Annotated in this window: 23 protein-coding genes and 1 tRNA gene; 15 read left to right on the top strand and 9 right to left on the bottom strand. The window is 42.7% G+C overall.

The genetic code is table 11. The annotated features are described in order from the left end of the window. Window positions 1-17 precede the first annotated feature (17 nt). A complete protein-coding gene (locus H4K34_RS08465; protein WP_210760389.1) occupies window positions 18-884 on the top strand; it encodes a M23 family metallopeptidase in 867 nt (288 codons plus the stop codon). Here H4K34_RS08465 and rnhA read toward each other — a convergent pair. Both rnhA and purN read right to left on the bottom strand, forming a co-directional pair. Further along, on the bottom strand, window positions 881-1,342 hold the full coding sequence (rnhA, locus tag H4K34_RS08460) for a ribonuclease HI (RefSeq protein WP_210760388.1): 462 nt from the start codon (window positions 1,340-1,342) through the stop codon (window positions 881-883). The genes H4K34_RS08465 and rnhA overlap by 4 nt on opposite strands. Then, entirely contained in the window at window positions 1,342-1,908 is a 567-nt protein-coding gene (gene purN, locus H4K34_RS08455; protein ID WP_210760387.1) for a phosphoribosylglycinamide formyltransferase, read from the bottom strand. Before purN ends, rnhA begins: the two co-directional genes overlap by 1 nt. Before the next feature lie 111 nt (window positions 1,909-2,019). On the opposite strand from purN, the gene H4K34_RS08450 reads away from it, so the two are divergent. The 5 genes from H4K34_RS08450 to pyk all read left to right on the top strand — a co-directional run bounded on the left by H4K34_RS08450 (window position 2,020) and on the right by pyk (window position 6,173). Next, window positions 2,020-2,256 (top strand): acyl carrier protein, encoded by a 237-nt coding sequence (locus H4K34_RS08450; RefSeq protein WP_210760386.1) that lies wholly within the window; start codon window positions 2,020-2,022, stop codon window positions 2,254-2,256. A 9-nt stretch (window positions 2,257-2,265) separates the two neighbouring features. Next, on the top strand, window positions 2,266-3,516 hold the full coding sequence (gene fabF, locus H4K34_RS08445) for a beta-ketoacyl-ACP synthase II (protein ID WP_210760385.1): 1,251 nt from the start codon (window positions 2,266-2,268) through the stop codon (window positions 3,514-3,516). A 69-nt stretch (window positions 3,517-3,585) separates the two neighbouring features. Continuing rightward, window positions 3,586-4,272 (top strand): ribonuclease III, encoded by a 687-nt coding sequence (gene rnc, locus H4K34_RS08440; RefSeq protein WP_210760384.1) that lies wholly within the window; start codon window positions 3,586-3,588, stop codon window positions 4,270-4,272. Then, a complete protein-coding gene (locus H4K34_RS08435; RefSeq protein WP_210760383.1) occupies window positions 4,253-4,753 on the top strand; it encodes an IPExxxVDY family protein in 501 nt (166 codons plus the stop codon). Before rnc ends, H4K34_RS08435 begins: the two co-directional genes overlap by 20 nt. After that, complete coding sequence (gene pyk, locus H4K34_RS08430) at window positions 4,743-6,173, top strand: pyruvate kinase (RefSeq protein WP_210760382.1); 1,431 nt, start codon at window positions 4,743-4,745, stop codon at window positions 6,171-6,173. Before H4K34_RS08435 ends, pyk begins: the two co-directional genes overlap by 11 nt. 84 nt (window positions 6,174-6,257) lie before the next feature. Here pyk and pheS read toward each other — a convergent pair whose 3' ends face one another. Further along, window positions 6,258-7,277: a phenylalanine--tRNA ligase subunit alpha gene (gene pheS / locus H4K34_RS08425; RefSeq protein ID WP_210760381.1), complete on the bottom strand. Its 1,020-nt coding sequence runs from the start codon at window positions 7,275-7,277 to the stop codon at window positions 6,258-6,260. A 79-nt stretch (window positions 7,278-7,356) separates the two neighbouring features. Here pheS and H4K34_RS08420 point away from each other — a divergent pair, with 79 nt between their 5' ends. Together H4K34_RS08420 and H4K34_RS08415 are read left to right on the top strand one after the other, a co-directional pair. Further along, window positions 7,357-7,728 (top strand): hypothetical protein, encoded by a 372-nt coding sequence (locus H4K34_RS08420; RefSeq protein ID WP_210760380.1) that lies wholly within the window; start codon window positions 7,357-7,359, stop codon window positions 7,726-7,728. Between the two features lie 2 nt (window positions 7,729-7,730). Next, window positions 7,731-8,120: a hypothetical protein gene (locus H4K34_RS08415; RefSeq protein WP_210760379.1), complete on the top strand. Its 390-nt coding sequence runs from the start codon at window positions 7,731-7,733 to the stop codon at window positions 8,118-8,120. Here the strand turns inward: H4K34_RS08415 and H4K34_RS08410 are convergent. Beyond that, window positions 8,117-8,476 carry a hypothetical protein gene (locus H4K34_RS08410; RefSeq protein WP_210760378.1) on the bottom strand — a complete coding sequence of 120 codons (360 nt, stop codon included), beginning with the start codon at window positions 8,474-8,476 and terminating at the stop codon, window positions 8,117-8,119. The two genes, H4K34_RS08415 and H4K34_RS08410, sit on opposite strands and share 4 nt — an antisense overlap. 48 nt (window positions 8,477-8,524) lie before the next feature. Here H4K34_RS08410 and H4K34_RS08405 point away from each other — a divergent pair, with 48 nt between their 5' ends. Further along, on the top strand, window positions 8,525-9,052 hold the full coding sequence (locus tag H4K34_RS08405; protein ID WP_210760377.1) for a CvpA family protein: 528 nt from the start codon (window positions 8,525-8,527) through the stop codon (window positions 9,050-9,052). Here H4K34_RS08405 and H4K34_RS08400 read toward each other — a convergent pair whose 3' ends face one another. Further along, window positions 9,053-10,243 (bottom strand): phosphoglycerate kinase, encoded by a 1,191-nt coding sequence (locus H4K34_RS08400; RefSeq protein WP_210760376.1) that lies wholly within the window; start codon window positions 10,241-10,243, stop codon window positions 9,053-9,055. It lies immediately after the preceding gene. A 56-nt stretch (window positions 10,244-10,299) separates the two neighbouring features. Between H4K34_RS08400 and H4K34_RS08395 the strand changes: the two genes are divergently transcribed. Further along, window positions 10,300-11,436: a DNA polymerase III subunit gene (locus H4K34_RS08395; protein WP_210760375.1), complete on the top strand. Its 1,137-nt coding sequence runs from the start codon at window positions 10,300-10,302 to the stop codon at window positions 11,434-11,436. A 3-nt stretch (window positions 11,437-11,439) separates the two neighbouring features. Here H4K34_RS08395 and H4K34_RS08390 read toward each other — a convergent pair whose 3' ends face one another. Genes H4K34_RS08390 through H4K34_RS08375 form a run of 4 tightly spaced genes read right to left on the bottom strand, consistent with a single transcriptional unit; the run spans window position 11,440 to window position 17,854 of the window. Continuing rightward, on the bottom strand, window positions 11,440-12,321 hold the full coding sequence (locus H4K34_RS08390) for a class I SAM-dependent methyltransferase (RefSeq protein WP_210760374.1): 882 nt from the start codon (window positions 12,319-12,321) through the stop codon (window positions 11,440-11,442). 13 nt (window positions 12,322-12,334) lie between these two features. Next, the gene (mnmG, locus tag H4K34_RS08385; protein WP_210760373.1) at window positions 12,335-14,206 is read right to left on the bottom strand and encodes a tRNA uridine-5-carboxymethylaminomethyl(34) synthesis enzyme MnmG; all 1,872 of its coding nucleotides are present in this window, start codon (window positions 14,204-14,206) and stop codon (window positions 12,335-12,337) included. 41 nt (window positions 14,207-14,247) lie between these two features. Then, complete coding sequence (ybeY, locus tag H4K34_RS08380; RefSeq protein WP_210760372.1) at window positions 14,248-14,670, bottom strand: rRNA maturation RNase YbeY; 423 nt, start codon at window positions 14,668-14,670, stop codon at window positions 14,248-14,250. Beyond that, complete coding sequence (locus tag H4K34_RS08375; protein ID WP_210760371.1) at window positions 14,657-17,854, bottom strand: DUF4175 family protein; 3,198 nt, start codon at window positions 17,852-17,854, stop codon at window positions 14,657-14,659. Before H4K34_RS08375 ends, ybeY begins: the two co-directional genes overlap by 14 nt. A gap of 70 nt (window positions 17,855-17,924) precedes the next feature. Here H4K34_RS08375 and gltX point away from each other — a divergent pair, with 70 nt between their 5' ends. The 5 genes from gltX (at window position 17,925) to H4K34_RS08350 (ending at window position 22,549) form a co-directional block, all read left to right on the top strand. Beyond that, window positions 17,925-19,454: a glutamate--tRNA ligase gene (gene gltX, locus H4K34_RS08370; RefSeq protein ID WP_210760370.1), complete on the top strand. Its 1,530-nt coding sequence runs from the start codon at window positions 17,925-17,927 to the stop codon at window positions 19,452-19,454. Then, complete coding sequence (folB, locus tag H4K34_RS08365) at window positions 19,454-19,828, top strand: dihydroneopterin aldolase (RefSeq protein WP_210760369.1); 375 nt, start codon at window positions 19,454-19,456, stop codon at window positions 19,826-19,828. Before gltX ends, folB begins: the two co-directional genes overlap by 1 nt. A gap of 23 nt (window positions 19,829-19,851) precedes the next feature. After that, window positions 19,852-19,925 (top strand) — tRNA-Cys (locus tag H4K34_RS08360). A gap of 35 nt (window positions 19,926-19,960) precedes the next feature. Further along, window positions 19,961-20,554, top strand: a complete 594-nt coding sequence (locus H4K34_RS08355) for a DNA-3-methyladenine glycosylase (RefSeq protein ID WP_210760368.1) — start codon at window positions 19,961-19,963, stop codon at window positions 20,552-20,554. A gap of 108 nt (window positions 20,555-20,662) precedes the next feature. Continuing rightward, window positions 20,663-22,549 (top strand): cytochrome c/FTR1 family iron permease, encoded by a 1,887-nt coding sequence (locus H4K34_RS08350; RefSeq protein ID WP_210760367.1) that lies wholly within the window; start codon window positions 20,663-20,665, stop codon window positions 22,547-22,549. The last annotated feature ends 16 nt before the right edge of the window (window positions 22,550-22,565 follow it).

The following is a 22,565-nucleotide window of genomic DNA, read 5'->3' as shown; positions in this document are numbered from 1 at the left end:
TCTGATATTTGCAAAACATGGCTTCAGAGAAAAAAGAATCCAAAAAGCTCATCACTAAGCTGCGAAATAAGTATCGCCTGGTGATCCTGAACGATGATACTTTTGAGGAAAAGCTAAGTTTTAAACTCAGCCGGCTCAATGTATTTGTGGTTTCAGGCTTATCGGTAATCCTCCTAATTGCCGGTACTACATTATTAATTGCCTTTACTCCTTTACGAGAATATATCCCTGGTTATTCCAGTACTGCGCTTAAGCGCGATGCGATACGGTTGGCCCAGGTTACGGATAGTCTCGAAAATCAACTGAATTACAATTCCCTCTTTTTGCAAAATATTCAAGGGGTAATAAATGGACAGGAGCCTCTGGATTTGAGTGATGATCAAGTGGTAGATAGTCTTAACCAAAGCCGCATTAATCTTGCCATCAGTAAAGATGATTCGCTGCTGCGCAAAATGGTGGAGGAAGAAGAGCAGTTTAATATTCCGGTTGAAGGTCGGCGACGTCTCAATTTAGAAAGCCTCAATTTCTTTATCCCGATCAAAGGATTAGTAACTCAAGCCTTTAACCCCGAAGAGGAGCACCTGGGAATTGACATTGTAGCCAAAGAGAATGAGGTGATTAAAGCAACCCAGGATGGTCGGGTAATTTTTGCCGAATGGACCGCAGAAACCGGATATGTAATGATTATCCAGCACGCCGAGAAGTTCATCTCGGTGTACAAGCATAATTCAGCCTTATTAAAAGCTCAAGGGCAGGATGTTTCTTCCGGTGAGCCCATTGCCATTATTGGTAATTCGGGCGAATTAAGTTCTGGTCCACATCTGCATTTCGAGCTGTGGTATAATGGTTATGCCGTAGATCCGCAGGAATATATTTCCTTCTAAAGCCCTTCCAAATTCTCAAAGCCATGGTCAATCGGCAAGCCCTGACCTTCGCTCGCCGCCACAGCTAAACGATCGCAGCGTTCATTTTGCGGATGATCATTATGGCCCTTTACCCATTGAAATTGCACTTGATGTTTCTGCAACATCGGAATTAAGCGCTTCCAGAGGTCAATATTTTTCTTGCCTTTAAAGCCTTTTTGAATCCAGGATCGCAGCCAGCCTTTATTAATGGCATCCACCACATATTTAGAATCGGAGACCACCCGTACTTGCTGACCCGGATTTTTTAGGGCTTCCAAGCCTACAATTACCGCTAGGAGCTCCATGCGATTATTGGTGGTACGACGAAATCCGCCCGACAATTCTTTGCGATGGGGCCCTGCTTCAAGGACAATACCGTATCCGCCCGGTCCAGGGTTTCCCTTGGCCGCGCCGTCTGTGTAAAGGTGAATCTGCATTAAATATTAGGCAGCAGGTATTCGATTACAGAAGGGTAATGGCGGTATTCCAGCTCTCGCACTTTGTACTCTACGTCTTCCCAACTGTCTTCAAAATCAATCTCCACTTCTTCCTGAAAAATGATCTCTCCTTCGTCATAATTTTCATCCACATAGTGAATGGTGATCCCGGAAATCTCATCTTCATTCTCCACTACGGCCTGATGAACGTACTTTCCGTACATACCCGGACCGCCATAATCTGGCAATAAAGCAGGGTGAATATTGATGATTCTTTTTTCGAAAGCTTGAATTAATTCGGCAGGAATTTTTCGGAGAAATCCAGCAAGAACGACTAAATCGCAACGCAGGTTCTCTAATTTCCCTTGCAGGGTACCGTCTTCTATCTGACTGTTAGTGAGCACAGTAGCCTGCACTCCCAATTTCCGGGCCTTGTCTAAAACCCCAGCTTTTGGGTTGTTGGTAATTATTGCAACAACCTTAGCCAGATCGCTTTCTTCGAAATAACGCACTATGTTTTCTGCGTTAGTCCCTGAGCCAGAGGCAAGGACAACAATTTTCTTCATGGCAAATGTCTACCCGACGAAAATACAAAAGCAAACAAACCAAAGACAAATAAGCCGTGGCATTTTGATTTATTTCCTTTCTTTGCAGCTTATAATTTTAAACAAATTATCATGTCAGAAATCGCTTCTAAAGTAAAAGCTATCATCGTAGATAAGCTAGGAGTAGACGAAAACGAAGTAACCAACGAAGCTAGCTTTACCAATGATCTGGGTGCAGACTCTCTGGACACTGTAGAGCTGATTATGGAATTCGAAAAAGAATTTGACATTCAAATTCCAGACGACCAAGCAGAAAACATTACCACCGTTGGTCAGGCGGTTGCCTATATCGAAGAGGCTAAAAAATAATTCCCTCTTATGGAACTGAGAAGGGTTGTAGTAACAGGATTAGGAGCATTAACTCCTATCGGTAACGACGTGGAAACCTACTGGCAAAATTTGCTGGCGGGTAAAAGCGGTGCGGCCCGAATCACCCGTTTTGACCCTGAAAAGTTCAAAACCCAATTTGCTTGCGAGCTGAAGGATTTCAATGTGAATGACTTCATTGATCGCAAGGAAGCTCGACGGATGGATCGCTTTACCCAGTATGCACTGGTTACTGCCGATCAAGCCGTAAAAGATGGCGGTTTGGAAGGTTTAGACCTGGATCCGGACCGCGTTGGGGTGATTTGGGGTTCTGGAATTGGCGGCTTAGACACCTTCCTGGAAGAGTGTTTAAATTTTGCCAAAGGTGACGGAACGCCACGCTTTAGTCCGTTCTTTATTCCTAAAATGATCGCGGACCTGGCCCCCGGTCATATCAGCATTAAGTACGGGTTCCGCGGACCAAATTATTCGACAGTTTCGGCTTGTGCCTCTTCTACCAACTCCCTGATCGACGCCTTTAACTTTATCCGTTTGGGTAAAGTTGATGTATGTCTTGCAGGTGGTAGTGAAGCCGCCGTTAACGAAGCCGGAATGGGTGGCTTTAATGCCATGCACGCCTTAAGTACCCGTAATGATTCTCCAGAAACAGCCAGCCGTCCTTTTGATAAGGATCGTGATGGATTTGTATTGGGAGAGGGTGCCGGATGTATCATTCTGGAAGACTATGAGCACGCAAAAGCCCGTGGTGCTAAAATTTATGCCGAACTGATTGGTTCCGGTATTAGCGCCGACGCACACCACATTACAGCTCCACATCCTGAAGGACTGGGCGCTAAAGGTGTAATGCAACAAGTGCTAAACGAGTCTGGTGTGAAGCCTGCCGACGTTGATTATATCAATGTACACGGAACTTCCACCCCTTTGGGAGATGTTGCTGAATTAAAGGCAATTAAAGAGGTTTTTGGTGAAGATGCCTATCGTTTAAACATCAGTTCTACAAAATCCATGACCGGTCACCTATTAGGTGCGGCTGGAGCCGTAGAAGCGATCGCCGCGATTTTAGCGATTCAAAACGATATCATTCCTCCTACCATCAACCACTTTACCGATGATCCAGAGATTGATCCCAAATTGAACTTGACTTTCGACAAAGCTCAAAAACGTGAAGTACGCGTGGCAATTAGCAACACTTTCGGGTTTGGCGGTCATAACGCCTCCGTTATGTTCCGTAAACTAAGCTAATCTCGCTACCGCTTGATGTTATCTTTTTTAAAAAAATGGAATTCCCGCCCTAAACAAGGCGGGAATTTTTTGTTTCAGATCGAAAACTTAACCGGCTTTAAACCGCAAAAAAGCGATCTGTACGAACTCGCCTTTACCCATAGTTCTGCGGCTAAAGAAAACTCTAAGGGCCTCAAAATGAATAATGAGCGTCTGGAGTTTTTAGGTGATGCTATTTTGGGAGCGATAATAACGGACTACCTCTACCGGATTTACCCCCTTAAGGAGGAAGGAGAATTAACCAGTCTGCGCAGTAAAATTGTGAGTCGTAAGCACCTTAATGAACTAGGTGCCAATATGAATCTGGAATCTCTTCTACGCTATACGCCCACCCGTGGAACCCGCGCTAAATCGCTGAATGGCGATGCTTTTGAAGCCTTAATTGGTGCCCTTTATATTGACCATGGTTATGCCGCCTGTCAGCGCTTTTTAGAGAAAAGAGTACTACAGCAATTAGACCTGGAGAAATTAGCCGTGCGCTTGACTTCCTATAAAAGCTCCTTACTTGAATGGGGCCAAAAGGAAAAGAAGTCCGTGCAATTTAAATTGGTGCGAACCGAGGGCAAAAGTCATGATCCCATCTATCATGTAGCCTGCCTTTTAGGACAAAGAGAAGTGGCAAAAGGACAGGGCCCCACCAAAAAGAAAGCGGAAGAGGAAGCAGCAAAATCCGCCTTTCTGCATTTAAATTTGCCGAATGGCGAAGTTCAAACTTGATCTCGACGAATTTCATTCGGGTAGTCATACCGGCTTTGGCATTTTAAGTCGGGAGGGCGCATTAAATCTTTGTTACCATCTTAACCTTGAGCTTCCTGAGCTGCGGCTGAAACGATTAAATGAAGACCTTTATAGCGATCATAAGGGTATGCGTTTCTATTTTCGGCTCTTTGGTTTTTACGATGAAAATCAAGAATGGGACTTAAAAATGGTCGAAAATCGCTCCTATCGCAGTGATGGCGAAAGCCCTGCAGCTATTGGCCTTTTTGAAGAAAGCCCCGAAGCTGAAAAAAACTGGCTACCAAATAAGGAAGGTTTCAATTTTTTTCTTTGGTTTGATGGAAATAAAGAAAATGTAAATTTTACACTTAGTTGGGAAAAACGTCTTCGCTCCTGCTCCAAAATCCATCAGGCGAAAGCCTTAAGTGAAAAGGAAATGGCGCGAATCAACAAAACAATAAAATACACACATGGCCTATAACAAAGCAAAAATCGTAGCTACTCTCGGACCCGCTTCCAGCGACTATGAGGTAATGGTAGAAATGGTGAAAGCCGGCGTTAATGTTTTCCGCATTAATTTCTCGCACAGCTCTCATGATGCCGCCCGTGAAATTGTAGATAAAGTACGCAAGCTCAATGCAGAATTGAACACCAATATTGCGGTTTTAGCGGATCTTCAAGGTCCAAAACTGCGCATTGGTACCGTAAAGGAAGGTGCCGTTTTAAAAGTTGGGGATACCTTAACCTTTACCAATAAAGAAGTAGAAGGTTCTGCAGAACAAGTTTTTATGACCTATCAGCAGTTTGCAACCGATGTTAAAATCGGGGATCGCATTCTGATTGACGATGGTAAAATATTACTGGAAGCCACCAAAACCAACTCCAAGGATGAAGTAGAGGCCAAGGTAATTCAAGGTGGTCCTTTAAAATCGCGCAAAGGCGTGAACCTTCCTAATACCCGCATTTCCTTACCCTGTTTAACTGAAAAGGACCTAGCAGATCTGGAAGTAGCCATGGAATGCCGTGCAGAATGGGTGGCCCTTTCTTTCGTGCGAAATCCTAATGACGTTTATCAGCTGCGCGATATCCTGCAGAAAAATAACGCCCCCTGTCACATTATCTCCAAGATTGAGAAGCCTGAGGCCGTTGTAGAGATTGATGAGATTATAGAGGCCTCTGATGGTATTATGGTGGCTCGTGGCGACCTTGGTGTAGAAGTTCCTATGCAAGGCGTTCCATTGATCCAAAAAATGATCGTAAACAAGTGTCATTTGATGGCCAAGCCAGTGGTAATTGCTACCCAAATGATGGAAAGCATGATCGAAAACCTTACTCCTACCCGAGCAGAGGTGAACGACGTGGCCAATTCTGTTTTAGATGGCGCAGATGCAGTAATGCTCAGTGGCGAAACCTCGGTAGGTAAAAACCCAGTGGAGGTTATTAAAGCAATGAGCAAAATTATTGCCCATGTAGAAGAGAGTGGCCAAGTAAGTGTGCGTGAAGAAAACCCGCCTCGCTATCGCAACAAGCGTTTTATCACCGATTCCATTTGCTATAATGCCAGTAAGGTGGCCGATCAAATTGGAGCGGCAGCCATTCTTACCATGACCTTTAGTGGTTATACGGCCTTTAAGATTTCGGCCCACCGCCCTAAGACCAGCATTTTGATGTTTACCTCTAACCGTAATATTCTCAATACCATGAGTTTATTATGGGGGGTTCGCGGTTTCTATTATGATAAAATGGTAAGTACGGATGAGACCTTTGCCGATATCAAACAAATGGTAATCGACTCAAATTTGGTGAGCGATGGCGACCTGATCGTTAAAATTGCCAGTATGCCTATTCACGAAGAAGGCATGACCAATATGTTGAAGATTTCCAGCATCAGCGAAAGCTAGAAGCCCAACTTTTATAAAATAAGAAAAGCCGTCTCGGAGATTCCAAGACGGCTTTTTTATGCTGTTTATTCTTGAGAACTACTACTAATATGCAGCTTTAAATTGTTCCAGGAATTTTAAATCATTTTCAAACAACATACGGATATCGGGAATTTGGAAACGGTGCAATGCGATACGCTCCACGCCAATTCCGAAGGCAAAACCCGAGTATTTCTCAGGATCAATACCGTTGTTTTTCAATACATTAGGATCTACCATTCCACAACCTAAAACTTCGAGCCAGCCGGTGCCTTTGGTCATGCGGTAATCGCGCTCATTCTCCAGTCCCCAGTACACATCCATTTCGGCACTAGGCTCGGTAAACGGAAAATAAGATGGACGCAAACGAATTTTAGTTTCCGGCCCGAAGAACTCCTGTGCGAAGAAGAGTAAGGTTTGCTTTAAATCGGCAAAGCTCACGCCCTCATCAATATACAGGCCTTCTACCTGATGGAAAAAACAATGCGAACGGGCGGATATTGCTTCATTACGAAATACCCTTCCGGGTGATAATGTACGAATGGGAGGCTTGGAGTTTTCCATTACCCGAACTTGAACGCTAGAGGTGTGGGTTCTTAAAGCCCAATCTGGATCACGCGCCACGAAAAAGGTGTCTTGCATATCGCGGGCAGGATGCTCTTCTGGAAAATTTAAGGCGGTGAAATTATGCCAATCGTCTTCGATTTCCGGTCCTGCGGAAACATTAAATCCGATCCGTCGGAAAATAGATACGATTTCGTTTTTAACCAGGTTCACTGGGTGACGAGAACCCAAAGATTGGAAGTTCGCAGGACGACTTAAATCTTCACCAGATCCGAGGTCAATCTGCTCTTCTGCAGCTGATTTCAGCTCGTTAACCTTAGCTGCGGCCCTATTCTTTAACTCATTTAAAGGTTTACCGAACTCACGTTTTAGATCGCCGGACATTTCCCGAAAATCATTAAACAAAGCGGTGATTTTCCCTTTCTTTCCGAGCATTTCAATTCGAAATGCCTCTATCTCAGCGGCCGTTTTACTGCCGAAATCTTCCACCTCACGGAGCAACAAATCAATGCGTTCTTTCATTCTCTGATGCTAATAAGCCAATCGCCTGCGTTAATTATTATATTTGGGAGCACAAAGATGATAATTATTTAGCACAGTCATGTCCAAGTTTTACCGTTCCTTACTTGTTCTGAGCCTTGCTTTTTTCGTTCTCGGAGGATGCTCCAAGGACGATCGTGATTTTGCCCTCGACCTCTACGTGACGGTTGAAGATGGTACTATTGCCGCTCAAAATGCTTTGGTTCATATCTATGCCCCGGTAGACAATACCACGGTCGACTATTACTTGTACAGCGACGAGGAAGGGAAGGTATCCATTAGTCTGAAAAATAAAGCTGTGGTTGAAATCGTTGCCACTAAGCGCCCTTATAAAAGCTGTACTTTCGCAGAATTGGAGCGCGGAGTGAAAACAGTTTATCTTGATATGACTATTTCCGGAGATCCAGATAGCGGATGCAGAGACGATCAATGATTATGAAAAAAGCAATTCTTGGCCTGAGCATTTTGGGCACATTCCTACTTTTTTCTTGTGAGAATAAGGAGTTAAACCCCGAATATCCTTTCACCATTGTGGTTAAAACCCATGATGATTCTACTCGGGTTCAAAACGTATTTGTAGAAGTTGCAGCACCTATTTCTGGCAATGCTGTATTTATTGAAGGCTATAGTAATACTGAGGGCGAGGTAGATTTTGAATATGACAAAGCAGCGACATTAAGCGTTCGTGCTTCTCGTGGAACCCGCCCTGAATATACTTGGATTGGTTGTACTGAAATCCGCTTACTCCCTAATGAGCGTGTGATAAAAACTGTTTATATCGAGCCTTACGATACGCTTTTGATCGGTTGTTCTTTCGATCGTTAATCTTCCCAGATTTCTTCATCAAAATAGCGAATCACCGCTTCTTTCATCAAGATACTTTGTTCTCCAGCCTTTAAATGTGGAAGTTTTTTCTGCAGCTCATAATGAGGCCAGCCTTCCTGATCTTGTCCGATAAGCTCATAATAACCATAGGGGCTTAATAAGCGACATATGGCAATATGCATGAGTTCTAATTTTTGATCTTTTTTAAAGTTCTTTCGCTTAGGCGGAAGGCCTAATTCGCGCACTCCAATCAAAAACAGAACTACATCAATATCAGGTTCTTCTCCATCACCAAAGCGCTCTTTTACAAAGCTTATTATCCTATTCCACTTATTTCTGTTTTCTTGCTCTAGCATTTTCTAAGCATTTGTATTTATCTTGGCGCCTTCAAGCCCACTTAAAATTTGGAATATTCTGCTCTAGACATTGTCCTTTTAGCCCCCATAGTTTTCGGGATAATTAAGGGTTTCATGAAAGGATTTATTCGCGAACTCGCGGCAATACTCGGTATTTTTATCGGAATTGTGGCGGCTTACCTATTAGCGGATAATGTTTTTAAATACTTCACGATCTATTTCGAATCCGTGGATTTCGAATTGAAGATTATCAGCTACGTGGTGGTATTTTTCGGTACTATCTTATTAGTTAATTCCTTGGCCAGCCTTATGACCCGAACCATGAAGCTTATTGCTTTAAATGGAATTAACCGTTTGATGGGTGCTGTTTTTGGAGCCGTTAAATGGGCAATGATTGTAACATTGGCCGTTTTCTCCCTCAATAAAATACAGCAGAATAATACCATCTTCCAAAAAAGCACCTTAAAGCAAAGTCAGGTTTACCAGCGCTTTTTGGGTTATAGTGAAGAGATCGCCAAAGCAGTTGGCTTCGACGATCTCGTTGACAAACAATATCTGATTAAGGACGCTGACTAATTAATCGAGAATAGCAGCGATTCCTGGTAAAGTTTTTCCTTCTAAAAATTCGAGCATTGCTCCGCCGCCGGTACTTACATAACTTACCTGTTCGGCCATATTGAATTTTTTGATCGCAGCTACGGAGTCTCCTCCCCCTACTAAACTAAAAGCACCCTTTTCGGTTGCGGCCACAATTAGCTCACCAGCTTTCTTAGTACCCTCCGAAAAGTTCTCAAATTCGAAAACTCCGAGAGGCCCGTTCCAAAGTAGCGTTTTACTGGCCTCTATAATTGGCGCGAGCGAAGAGATCGTCTCAGGACCGGCATCTAATCCCATCCAACCATCTGGAATGCTCTTAGAAGCCACGATTTCGCGTTTTGCTTCATTGCTAAAATCGTCGGCAATTACAGAATCAATGGGTAAATGAAGTTTAACACCTTGTTTTTCAGCGGCTTCCATGATTTTTTGAGCAGTTTCCAGAAAATCATCCTCCACCAGGCTATTTCCAGTGCTTCCGCCTTGAGCTTTTAAAAAGGTAAAAGCCATTCCTCCACCGATGATCAGATGATCAATCTTGGGAAGTAAATTTTCGAGCACAGAAATTTTAGAAGAAACCTTCGCACCACCCACAATTGCGGTAACTGGTTTCTCACCTCCATGTAAAACCTTATTTACATTATCGATTTCCTGTTGTAATACTAATCCAAATGCTTTGCGATTGGCAAAATGTTTGGCAATGATGGCCGTTGAGGCATGCGCACGGTGTGCAGTACCGAATGCATCATTAATATAAAAGTCACCATTCTTTGAAAGAGCAAAGGCAAAGTCCTCATCTCCCTGAGTTTCGCCCTTATGGAAGCGCAGGTTTTCGAGAAGTAAAATGGTATTTGCTGGTAATTGATTCGTTGCTTCCTCTACGCCGGCTCCTACACAATCGTTAATAAACTGAACATCCATACCGCTCAGCTCGCGTAAATGAGCCACCAAATGCTCTAAAGAAAACTTAGCTTCCGGTCCATTCTTTGGTCGACCCAAATGTGACATTACCACCGGGCGGCCACCCTTTTCTACAATCGCTTTAAAGGTGGGAATATGCGCCTGCATGCGACTATCATCCGTAATATTTTGATTGTCATCTAAAGGAACATTGAAATCTACCCGCACTAAAACCCGGGCACCATCAAAGTTTAAGTCATTTAAGCTTGGCATTTCTTGTAATTTTGAAGCGAAAATACGCCGCTTTGGCTTAAATAATCGCAAAAGGCATGTTATTAAAAGAAGTACCCGGGCTAGAGGCCGAAAAGACCAAATTACTGGACTCCGTAAAGCGTGCCCATAATAGCCATGCCCAGCTTTTTTACGGCTTATCCGGAACCGCAGCCTTCCCCTTGGCCCTGGCCTACGCGCAATATCTCGCTTGTAAAAACCCTGGTGAAACGGATAGTTGTGGTGAATGCAATCATTGCAAGCAATTTGATAAGCTCACTTATCCAGATTTACATTTCTCCTTTCCCTTTGCTCGTGTAGCGGGTGCACCCCGAGAGTTAAATTGCGAGTACTTCCAGAAAGAATGGCTCGAATTCATTGCAAAACGCAGCATCTTTCATTTAAATGATTGGCTCACTCAATTAGATGTAGCCAATAAACAGGCCCAAATTAATGTGGATGAAGCGGCCCGTATCATTCAAAAGTTAAGCCTTAAGTCCTATAGTGGTGGACCTAAATTTGTGATCCTGTATTTACCCGAATATCTTCATGGATCTGCAGCCAATAAACTACTTAAAACCCTAGAAGAACCCAGTGATAAGAGTATAATCATTCTGATTAGCGAAAACCCTGAAAAGCTTTTACAAACCATTACCAGCCGTTGCCAAAAGCTCTACATCCCAAGGTTAAATCCAGAACAAATTGAAAGCTATTTGCAGGGCCAGGGAGTTAATGCCAATGAAGCACGTACTGCAGCCAGCGTGGCCGAGGGAGACCTGGTTCAAGCTTATAAAATTGCCCTCGATAGCGCTCGATATAAACTTTTCGGTCAACTATTTCAAAATTGGATGCGTGGCTGTTACGGTGCCAAAGTGAAGGATATTTTCGCCTTTGTAGATGAATTTTCATCTTTAGATAAGGAAAGCCAAAAAGAAGCCCTTCGCTTCTTTATTCAAACTTTAGAGCTAGCCTTTGCTCTACCTCGCAGAAGTTTAGCCCTTGCCCATCCCATTTACCAAGAACTATCCTTTAAGTTAGATGGCTTTGCCTCTGTACTGCATCCTAAAAACACTAGAATGGCAATGGAGGTTCTAGAAACAGCCATTCATGATCTCAGTAGAAATGGCAATGCTAAAGTGATTCTTAGCGATGCCAGCTTTAAGTTCAGTAATTTACTTAGAATTAAGGAAGCCTAGGCTTTAGTCCTTACGTAGCACATAAATTAAGCTACTCATATTCTTAGCCTTAGAACCGGCTAAATTAGAACGTAATCCCTGATAAAAAGCCTGTATCGGGCGCATCGCACCATGTCTATTCTTCTCACTTAAAAGTGAAACATAGAAACTATCAAAAGGCATATTCTCAATTTTCTCCAATTGGAAATGATGCTTCTGCGCTAATCTTTGTAAATCAGATTTTGCAAAATGCCAAAGGTGTAAAGGAACATCATAGGCAGCCCAATCATCACCATAATTATCTGCATCTAAAGATTCATGGTTAGGAACTGCGATAACTAAGCAGCCCCCTTTAACCAAGCGAGTATAGAAATACGCAAGCGTTTCATTTAAGTCTGGTATATGTTCTAAGACATGCCAAAGCGTAAACACCCCTACCGACTCCTCTTCCAAGGTCCAGCGTTCTTCCGGAGATAATAATTCCAATCCCTTACGTGCAGCATTCTCCCGCGCAACTTCAGAGGGTTCAAAACCCTTAACTGTCCAATTCTTAGTCTTGGCATAGGCTAAGAATTCACCAGTACCAGCACCATAGTCAATAAGAACTTTAGACGGTGCTGCCAAGGAAGCTACCAAATCAAATTTTGATTTTATAGCTCGCTTACGTACAGCTCCGTATACCTTATCCATCAATGATCCGGTACCATCAGTATGACTCACATAATCATCGCTCTCATAATATGCAGCCAATTCTGCACCCTCAGGGGCAGGATTGGTTAGCCAAAAGCCACAAGATTTGCAGGCATCAACATTGAAGGTTTCTTTGGTACCCCTGTAATAATAAGGCTTTCGTACCGACTCTAAATTTTTAGCGCCACATACTGGGCAAGAGGAATGTTCTTTCATGTTTCACGTGAAACTAACGGCCCATATAGACCAATAATACACTAATATCTGCAGGACTTACCCCACTTATCTTCTTCGCCTCCTTTATACTGGTAGGCTTCATCTCCGTTAACTTCTCACGAGCTTCGTAGGACAAAGATTTGAGCTTATAATAATCAAAAGCCTCAGGAATCTTTAAATCTTCCAAACGATCAATCTTTGCTGCGGCTTCTTTTTCTTTTTCTAAATAACCAGCATACTTAGTTTCGATCTCCACTCTTTCAATATTCTCCTTTTGCAAGGATTCTTTATCTACAACAGCTTTAAAAGCCACTAAACCTTCAAAATCTGAAAACTGCAACTGAGGGCGTGCAATAACCTTCTCAAATTTCATAGTCTGTTTTAAAGGACTTAAACCCTTAGATTCTAATATAGGATTAGCTTCAGCTTGACTGATACTATAAGAAGAAACCCAATCTTGTAAAGCTTTTGTTTTAGATTGTTTCACGTGAAACTCCTCGATTCGACTATCAGGTAATAATCCAATGGAATTACCTAAAGGACTTAATCGCTCATCTGCATTATCCTGTCGTAAAAGAATTCGATACTCTGCACGACTGGTAAACATCCGATATGGCTCCTCTGTGCCTTTGGTAATTAAATCATCGATTAAAACACCGATATAAGCTTGATCACGACTTAAAACTAAAGGCTCTTCCTCCTTCAAAGCTAAAACAGCATTAATACCTGCCATTAAACCCTGACTAGCAGCCTCTTCATAGCCGGTAGTACCATTAATTTGACCGGCAAAATAAAGCCCCCTAACCAATTTAGTCTCTAATGTATGTTTCAACTGAGTAGGTGGAAAATAATCATACTCTATTGCATAGCCTGGACGAAATATCCGCACATTTTCAAAGCCCACTACCTTACGCAAAGCCTTTTCTTGTACCTCTTGAGGTAAACTAGTACTAAAGCCATTTACATAGATCTCCACCGTGTTCCAACCTTCCGGCTCAACGAAGATCTGATGACGGTCCTTATCCGCAAAGCGATTGATCTTATCTTCAATGGAAGGACAATAACGCGGACCGGTACTTTGAATAGCACCATTAAACATCGGAGAACGATCAAAACCTTCCTTTAAGGTATCATGTACTTCAGGACTCGTATAGGTGATATAACAGCTTCTTTGTTCTTTTAAAGACTTTGTTTCAGAACTAAAAGAGAATTTCTCGGGAATTTCATCACCTCTTTGTTCTTCCATCTTGGAATAATCCAAAGAACGTCCATCCACTCTGGGAGGGGTACCCGTTTTCATTCGACCAGACTCAAAACCAAGTTGGATTAATCTCTCTGTAATACCAGTGGATGCACGCTCGCCGGCTCTACCACCACCATAATTCTTGTCGCCAATATGAATCAATCCATTTAAGAAGGTACCATTGGTAAGAATGACTTTGGAGCCAAAAATTTCAACTCCCATACCAGTCTTCACACCCTTAACCTGCTCTCCTTCCACGATCAAGTCCACGACCATATCTTGGAAGAAATGCAATGATGGAATGGCTTCCAAAGACAAACGCCATTCCTCCGCAAAACGCCAACGATCACTTTGAACCCGTGGAGACCACATTGCAGGACCTTTAGAACGATTAAGCATTCGGAATTGAATAGCGGTTTTATCACTAATAATTCCTGATAAACCACCCAAAGCATCAATTTCTCTCACAATCTGACCCTTGGCAATGCCTCCCATAGCAGGATTACAAGACATCTGGCCAATAGTCTGTAGGTTCATCGTAACCAATAAGGTCTCCGCACCCATATTAGCACTAGCTGCCGCAGCTTCCGCACCAGCATGGCCTCCTCCAACTACAATAACATCGTACTTCTTATTGATCATAACAGTTTCACGTGAAACGTTTTAAAGAATCTGAATTCCAATTATTTGGGCCGCCAAATTAAACATTTATCCTCTTCTGCCCTCATTTGATCACGTTCCTCAATACTCTTATCGTCCCAACCCATACAATGCAAGAGACCGTGCACCAAAACCCGGGCAAATTCCGCTTCCAGGGCTACCGAATACTCCTTTGCACTCCTTTCAATAAAATCTACCCCTATCCAAAGTTCAACGCGCAAACGATCTGTTCGACTTTCGTCAAGAGTGATTATATCGGTGGGATAATCATGATCAAGAATAGATTGATTAATCTCCTGAATTTGTAAATCATCCACAAAATGATATACCAATCTGCCTACACGATAGGATCTTTCTTCAACACACTGAGTGAGCCAAGATTGCCAATCAACCTCATTTGTCTCAATGAAATCTGGGACTAAACCCGTAAAATCAATTTTTGCCATAAATCAGGCTCTGATAAAAAGGCACCAAATTAAGGACAGACCGTTGATATGCATCCTTAGATCCTTCTTTGTTTAAAGAATCATTTGCAGAACCATCCAACATGGATTGAGAACCTCCAACTTCAGCCTCTCGTTCTTCCTTCTGCTTACGTTCCTCCATGGCCTTTTCATTTTCTAGTAGACGAGTCTCTACCCGTTTCATACGCTCCTTATAAGCATCAATATTCTTATCCAAAAGAAGGTCTTCCATTTCATCTAAATCCTCTAAGATTTCAGACTTTTGATCTCCATTGCCTCCTCCGCCTTTTTCTTCCGACTCGGCATTTTCAATCATTCTCCGTAAGGCTTCCTGTTCACTTAAGATTTCACCAATCTCCTGCGAGCTAGGACCAGGTTTCCCTTTACCATCCTTAGAACCCTTTTGCAGCTTATCCACTTTTTGACCCATTTGAGAAAGCTTTTCCGACATCTGTCCTGGCTTCGGCTTACCGCCACCAGGCTTTTCGCAATTTTGATTTCCCTTCTTTCGGGAAGCCATCATACTCATCATATTTTGCAAACTGGCATCCAGCATGAGGGCTAATTCATTTGCAGCCATCATAGAATATTGATGCTGCACAGCCGACTGTGGTTTCTCTTGATTTTGTAAATGCGTTTTTGCCAATTCCAAGGAACGCATCATTTTTGCCAATTCCTTAAAAACCTCATCCTTAATCTGAGGGGCCTTGGCCGCCAAAACTTCCAAACTATCCTGAATTACTTGAGAACCAGCCAGCAATCTACTTTGCTCGGTTAAGAGAAAACGATAACGAGGATCGTCTTTACCCAGATCCGTTACCTCCAATCCATTTTGCTCTACGTCCTTGCTAAACTGTTTTAAATTCTCCAAAATGCGACGCAAGCTTTGCATATTCATGGATAAAGCCTGGCTCTGCATTTGACTCATCATGGCCATTAAAGACTCACTCATTTCCTTGGCTCCCTCCGAGGATTTCTGTTCAGATTCATTGGCCTTTTTAGAATCACCCGATTGCTTCTGCTCTGATGATTCCTGTAAACCTTCCTCCGTTTTTTGCTCAGATTCTTTGAATTCCTCACTCTTCAATAAATCATCCAACTGCTTATTGGATTCAGCCAGTCTTTCTAATTCTTCCTTCGCTTCTTGTAAATCCTTTTGCGCTTCCTCATTTGTTTTCTGATCTAAATCATCCTTTTGCGCCTCTTCCTTAAGCTTCTCAGACAATTCATTCAGCTTATCGGCTTGTTGCAATAAATCACGTTGAAAAGCCAAATCTTCCAGAAGGTCATCCATGCGCTCTTCCTTGCGTAATTGCTCTTTATTCTCTGCTTGAAGTTGATCCAACTTTTGCTTGAGATCCTTCATGTCAAGCTTCTCCATTAGAGCTCGAATCTCTTCTTCCAAAGCCTTCAATTTATCCTCCTCCTTATTGGCTTCCTCCAATCGTTTTTGCAATTCCTCAGTAGGTAATTTCTCCTTATCTAATTTTTCTAAAGCCTTTTTCAGAGCTTCCCTTTCTTTAATCCGTTCTTCTTGTTGCTTAGCTAGCTTCTGAAGCTCTTCCTTAAGGTTCTCCTTTTCCTTCCAATCCAAAGAATTCTTATCGAGCATATTTAATTGCAGACGGTCTAAATTCTTTTCCATGCTTTGCAACTCCTTCCTCCGTTCTTGAGAGCTCGCACTAAAACTTTTAAGCTTCTGAATATTCGCTTGATCCTCCTGTTCTTTACTTAAGGTGATCAATTGTATCCGCTCCGAACTACTGGATTTTGCTCCATTAACCCCATCATTATCCCATACTCGATAATACACTGTTAAAGCAGTGCCTGCCTTTGCCAAAGAATCCACATTGAGCTCATCTCTAAAATTCGATCCTTTAGGATAAAAATTCTTTGTCCAAGTATTCTCTCCCTGACTTAATACTCGCTGTAAACGACTAATTCCATAATCATCCTTAAAGGCCAGGTCCAAACGCCACTGATTCAATTTCAAGCTATCGATAGCTAAAACCTTTAAATCAGGGTAAGCATCCGGAATAACTTGAATTCTACTTCCCTGAAAAACCTGACTATGCACCTTTTGATTTCGCAATTCCAAGCTAAAATCAAGATCCTTCAAAACCCTCAACTCTAATTCCTGATCCCGAAAAGGAAGCGTAGTATCCTTTAAAAACAGAGAGGCCTGATCCAAGTTCTCCGCATCCTTAATTTGTAATCTTAATTGTGAACCCACAGGAACACGATGCAAACTCGATAGAGCCAAATTTGATTTCGGCACACCCGTATAGGCCGGTGGCACTACTTCTAATTGTAAGGCACCAATAGCGGGTTTTTGATACACCCCAATACTTCGATCCTCACTGTAATAATCCAAGGCCTTGAAACGAATATTGAGGCTCTCCTGTACATTCTCAACTTTCAAGGTCCAGGTTTTGGGTCCGGTTTTAACAGGCAAATACTCCAGACCGTTTACTTCAGCACTTAATTCAGATGGAATTTGACTTCCCTCCAAACTCACCTCCAGAGATACCGATTCACCATAAGCGACTTCCAACTGATCATCGGGTAAGAGAAAACGGAAAGGTGCCGGCGGAATAAAATCCTGATTATAGTAGACCAATCTTCGTCCACTATCCAGGAATTTTTGACCCTCATCCGAATAAAAAAGAATCGCAACTAAAAGCAAAGGAACCCATAATAAAGGCAGCACCTTCAAGACCTTTCTCCAAGCAATAAATTGACCAAAATCGTATTGATCGAGATCTTGCAGCTTTTGCTCGATGGCCGCTACTAATAAACCAGAATCTGAGGTACCGGCCTTCTCTAAAGTAAGAGTATTCAAAATGCGGTTATCCAAACCAGGCAAAGCTTTTCCTATTTCCGTAGCGGCTGATTCGTAATTCAATCCTTTGGCAATTCGTAGCATCCGCAAGAGCGGCACCAAGACATAGATCATTAACCAAAGGCTAAATAAAGCGGTATAAGACCAAAACAAAATCGCGCGAGTTCCGGATGGAAATCGCCCGAAATACTCTACCCCCGACCACAGTAAATAAGTGATCAGGCTAAAGCCCGTCCAAAAGACTAAACCACGCACCAGCTTTAGAGCATAGTACTTCCGAATGTAAGCGTCGAGCTTCTTTTTGAGTGTATCTATTCCCGCCATAAATCCAACAGAACTTCAAAGGTAAAGAGCTGGCAGAAACACTATCTTTGCCGCCCTTTAAAGATTCGTTATGAGTAATGCTAAAGTACGCGTAAGGTTTGCACCAAGCCCCACAGGTCCACTACATATGGGAGGGGTACGTACCGCACTATATAACTACCTCTTTGCCAAACAGCAAGGTGGTGATTTTATTTTACGCATCGAGGATACCGACCAAACTCGTTTTGTTCCCGGCGCCGAAGAATATATTATCGAGTCCTTAAAATGGTGTGGCATCACTCCAGATGAAGGTCAGGGTTTCGGTGGAAACTACGGTCCCTATCGTCAAAGTGAGCGCAAAGCCATGTACCGTCAATATGCCGAGCAATTAGTTGCCGATGGACATGCCTATTATGCTTTCGACAGCGCAGAAGATTTAGATCGCGTTCGTCAAATGGCTAAGGATGCCGGTTCTCCAAACTGGCAGTACAACCACATCACCCGCAATAGTATGAAGAACTCTCTCACCTTATCTCAAAATGAGGTAGAGAAGAAATTAGAAGCCGGTGAACCTTATGTGGTGCGCATTAAACTCAATCGCAATGAAGAAGTAAAATTCGAAGACATTGTACGCGGCTGGGTAAGTGTAAATACCAACAATATGGATGATAAAGTGCTCTTTAAATCCGATGGTATGCCCACCTATCACCTGGCCAATATTGTTGATGATCATTTAATGAAAATCAGCCATGTGATTCGTGGTGAAGAGTGGTTACCCTCCGCTCCTTTACATGTACTACTTTATCGCTATTTAGGATGGGAAGCTACCATGCCTCAATTTGCGCATTTACCCCTGCTGTTGAAACCTGATGGAAACGGTAAACTCAATAAACGTGATGGCGATCGTTTAGGATTCCCGGTATTTCCAATAGAATGGCATAATCAAGAAAATGGTGAGGTATTTTCCGGATACCGTGAAAACGGTTATTTCCCCGATGCCTTTATTAATATGCTAGCCTTTTTAGGATGGAACCCAGGTACTGCCCAGGAGCTTTTCAGCTTAGATGAGCTAGTAGCCGCTTTCAGCCTTAAAAAAGTGAATAAGGCTGGGGCCCGATACGATCACGATAAAACCCGTTGGTTTAATCAACAATATTTACGTCATAAATCGGATGCCGAATTAGGAACACTCCTTCAGGCAGAAGCCTCCGAACAAGGCGTTGAAGTAAGCCTAGAAAAAGCGCAAGCCATTGCAGCTTTAATGAAGGAAAGAGCCTATTTCATAAAAGATCTTTGGGAAGATTCACAGTTCTTCTTTAGCGCGCCTCAAGTATATGATGACAAGACGCTGAAGAAAAAATGGAATCAAGAAGCCCGTACTCATGTTGCGGAATTACAAAAGCGTTTTGAAGCTATAAGTGATTTCAACACCGAGAATATCGAAGAAGCTTTTAAAGCCTATTTAAGCGAAAACGAATTAGGCTTTGGCAAAGTAGGCCCTGGATTCCGTTTAGCTGTAACGGGTATGGGCATGGGTCCATCTATGTTCGAAATTTGCGCTATCCTCGGTAAAGAAGAAACCCTATCGCGCTTAAACCAAGCACTGGAGCAATTACCTTAATGGATAAGATCAGCGTAGAAGGTATTCGTCTATATGCCTACCATGGCTGTTTAGATGAAGAGGGAAAGATTGGTACCGAATATTCGGTTGATGTTGAAGTATGGGGCGAAGTACAAGCCGCCATTGATAGCGACGAACTTTCTCATACCATGGACTACGTTACGATTAACCGTGTGGTGGCCAACCGTATGGCTGTTCGTCATAAATTAATTGAGACGGTGGCAGATCAGATTTTAGGGGATATTTTTAAGGAAATGCCTTTGGTTCAGAAGGCAAAAATTAAGCTCTCTAAATTACATCCGCCTATTAATGGAGATGTAAAGCGCGTAAGCATTGAATTAAAGCGCAAGCGCAAGCATTATCTCCCGCAATAATTTTATATTTGCCGTCCTTTCAGGGTTCCGTGGCCGAGTGGCTAGGCAGAGGTCTGCAAAACCTTGTACAGCGGTTCGAATCCGCTCGGAACCTCCAAGAAATCCCGGTTAAAGCCGGGATTTTTTTTGCCTATGACTTATCTCGAAGAAAATTACTTTTCGCAGCATAGCGCACTTCATCTTGCTCCTAAATTATTAGGGAAAATTATTGAGCGCAAGCATGAAGGTCAATGGCTTAAGGCCGAAATCACCGAGGTGGAAGCCTATCTGGCCCAAAACGATAGGGCCTGCCATGCCTATAATAATCGGCGCACTCCCCGCACGGAGATCATGTTTCAACTAGGAGGAAAACTCTATATGTATCTCTGCTATGGAATACATGAACTCTGTAATATCACTTGCAATTCTATGGATGTTCCCGAAGCGATTTTAATTAGAGCTGCGACGATTATAGAAGGTGAGGACCTCATCCAAAAACTCCGACCCAAAAAGAAAGGTGGAGAATTACTTAGTGGACCCGGAAATCTTAGCAAAGGCCTGGCTTTAAGTCGAAAAGATTATGGAAAAAGCATTCTTAGTCTAGACTTCCGAATCTTAGATATGCCAGATGTTAAAGCTGCTGAAATCCATGCCTGTCCAAGGATTGGCGTCGATTATGCAGGTGAAGATGCCCTCCTACCTTATCGATTCTATCTAAGAGATCGATCCAGCGTAAGCAAAAAGTGATAAATGTTAGTTCCTATTTAATTCCCAGTCTCTAAATTTGTCGCCTATTTTTAATTGGTCTAAATAAGATAGATGGTTCGGGTTGCTAGATTTTTAATGATTGTAGGAATGCTTTTTAGCTCATTTTCAAGCTTAAAAGCGAATGATGAGAATGCCCGCATGATGGTTCATTTACTGGACTATATCGCAGTTGACTACTCTGCAGCGGTAAATCAAGGTTCGGTAATTAATGCGGCCGAGTATTCGGAAATGCAAGAATTTATTGCCACCATCAGCACTTTGGGCGAATCTGCACCCGCGGCGGTAAAATCCGATATTAAAGTACTTTATCAACTTATCGAGCAAAAAGCCTCACAAGAGAAAATTGCTTCCGTATCCAATTCCATCAAACAAAAAATCATCTCCAGCTACAAATTGGAAATCGCACCCAAGCGTTGGCCCAATTTGGATAATGGTCGCGAACTCTATGCCCTCAACTGTAAAAGCTGCCATGGCGAAAATGGTTTTGGGGATGGTATTTTGGGTGCCGGTTTAGAGCCCTCACCTACCAATTTCCACAGTCCGGAAAAAGCCAATGGCCTATCTCCTTTTCAGGCTTATAATACCATTCGTTTAGGAGTTGATAATACGGCCATGCGTGCTTTTGATGAGCTCAATGATGATGAAGTGTGGGATTTAGCCTTTTATGTCTTGAGCTTACCTCATACCGCCTCTCAAGTAGATTTAGATGAGCATACCGAAATCGGTTTTCAGGTTAATCTGGAAAAACTGGCCTCACGCAGTAATCAAGAATTAAAAGAAAGCTTACAACCTGGAGCAGCAGCTGAAAACCTGATATCCGCCTTACGCCTTTATCCCAAAGAAATCGCTGAGAAAAGTCAAGGTGATTATCTGGATCAAGCAGTTCAATATTTAAAAGCGGCTAAAACCGCTTATCAGAATGGTGATATTTCTAAAGCCCGCACCTTGGCATTAACCGCCTACCTCGAAGGTGTTGAACCGGTAGAAGTACAATTACGTGCCAATGATGCCAGCTTCTCCGCTAAATTAGAAGGTCAATTAGCCAAAGTTCGTAGCAGTATCGAAGGTGGACAAAGTCCGGAAATTGTGGGCGCCGAAGTAGAAGCCAGTGTGCAGATGATTTACCAAGCTAAAGAAAAGCTGCGCAATAAAACCTTTACCGCCTGGCTGGCCTTTTTACTTTCATCTTCCATTATTCTGCGTGAAGGATTAGAGGCCTTTCTAGTAGTAATCACCATTTTAAGTATTGTAAGAGCTATTAAACTTCCTAAGGCTAAAACCTATGTGCATGCCGGTTGGATGTCGGCCATTGTGGTAGGTTTTGCCATGTGGTTAGCTGCAGGATCTCTCTTTAATTTCAGTGGGGCTCAGCGCGAATTAATGGAAGGTTTAATCGCCTTATTTGCAGTTGGAGTCTTACTCTACGTCGGCTTTTGGATGCATAGTAAATCCGAGGCGGGCAAGTGGCAGGCCTATGTGAAGGAGAAAATTCAAAACTTAGCCCGTACCGAAAACCTTATTGGTTTGGCCTTCCTTTCCTTCCTGGTAGTATTTCGTGAAGCCTTCGAATCCGTTCTCTTTCTTTCGGCTTTGAGTTTAGAAGTAGGGGATAGTCAACAAGCAGCCTTTGGTGGCGGAATCATTTTTGCCTTTGCTCTTTTGGCTATTATTAGTGTGCTAATCATGCGCTTCTCTAAAAAGCTGCCTATCTCCAAGCTATTTAAATACTCTGCTCTCATTATCTCTGGCTTGGCAGTAATCCTTACTGGGAAAGGATTAAATGCTATTCAAGAAGCCGGAAGTATTTCTATTAGTGTATTGCCTATCGATTTACGTATTGATGCCATTGGCTTCTATCCTACTTGGGAAACCGCCATCGGACAATTAGCAATTCTGATCTTGGTAATTGTTTTGTGGAATTTCGCGAATCGCAGCAGTAGTCCTAAATCTTCCAAAACAGTTTCCGCTCAATAGAAATAAGAAGTGCGTA

Source organism: Croceimicrobium hydrocarbonivorans (assembly GCF_014524565.1).
GTDB classification, from domain to species: Bacteria; Bacteroidota; Bacteroidia; order Flavobacteriales; family Schleiferiaceae; genus Croceimicrobium; species Croceimicrobium hydrocarbonivorans.
Note: the sequence above shows the minus strand (reverse complement) of the source record. Positions and strands in the feature narration are given on the sequence as shown.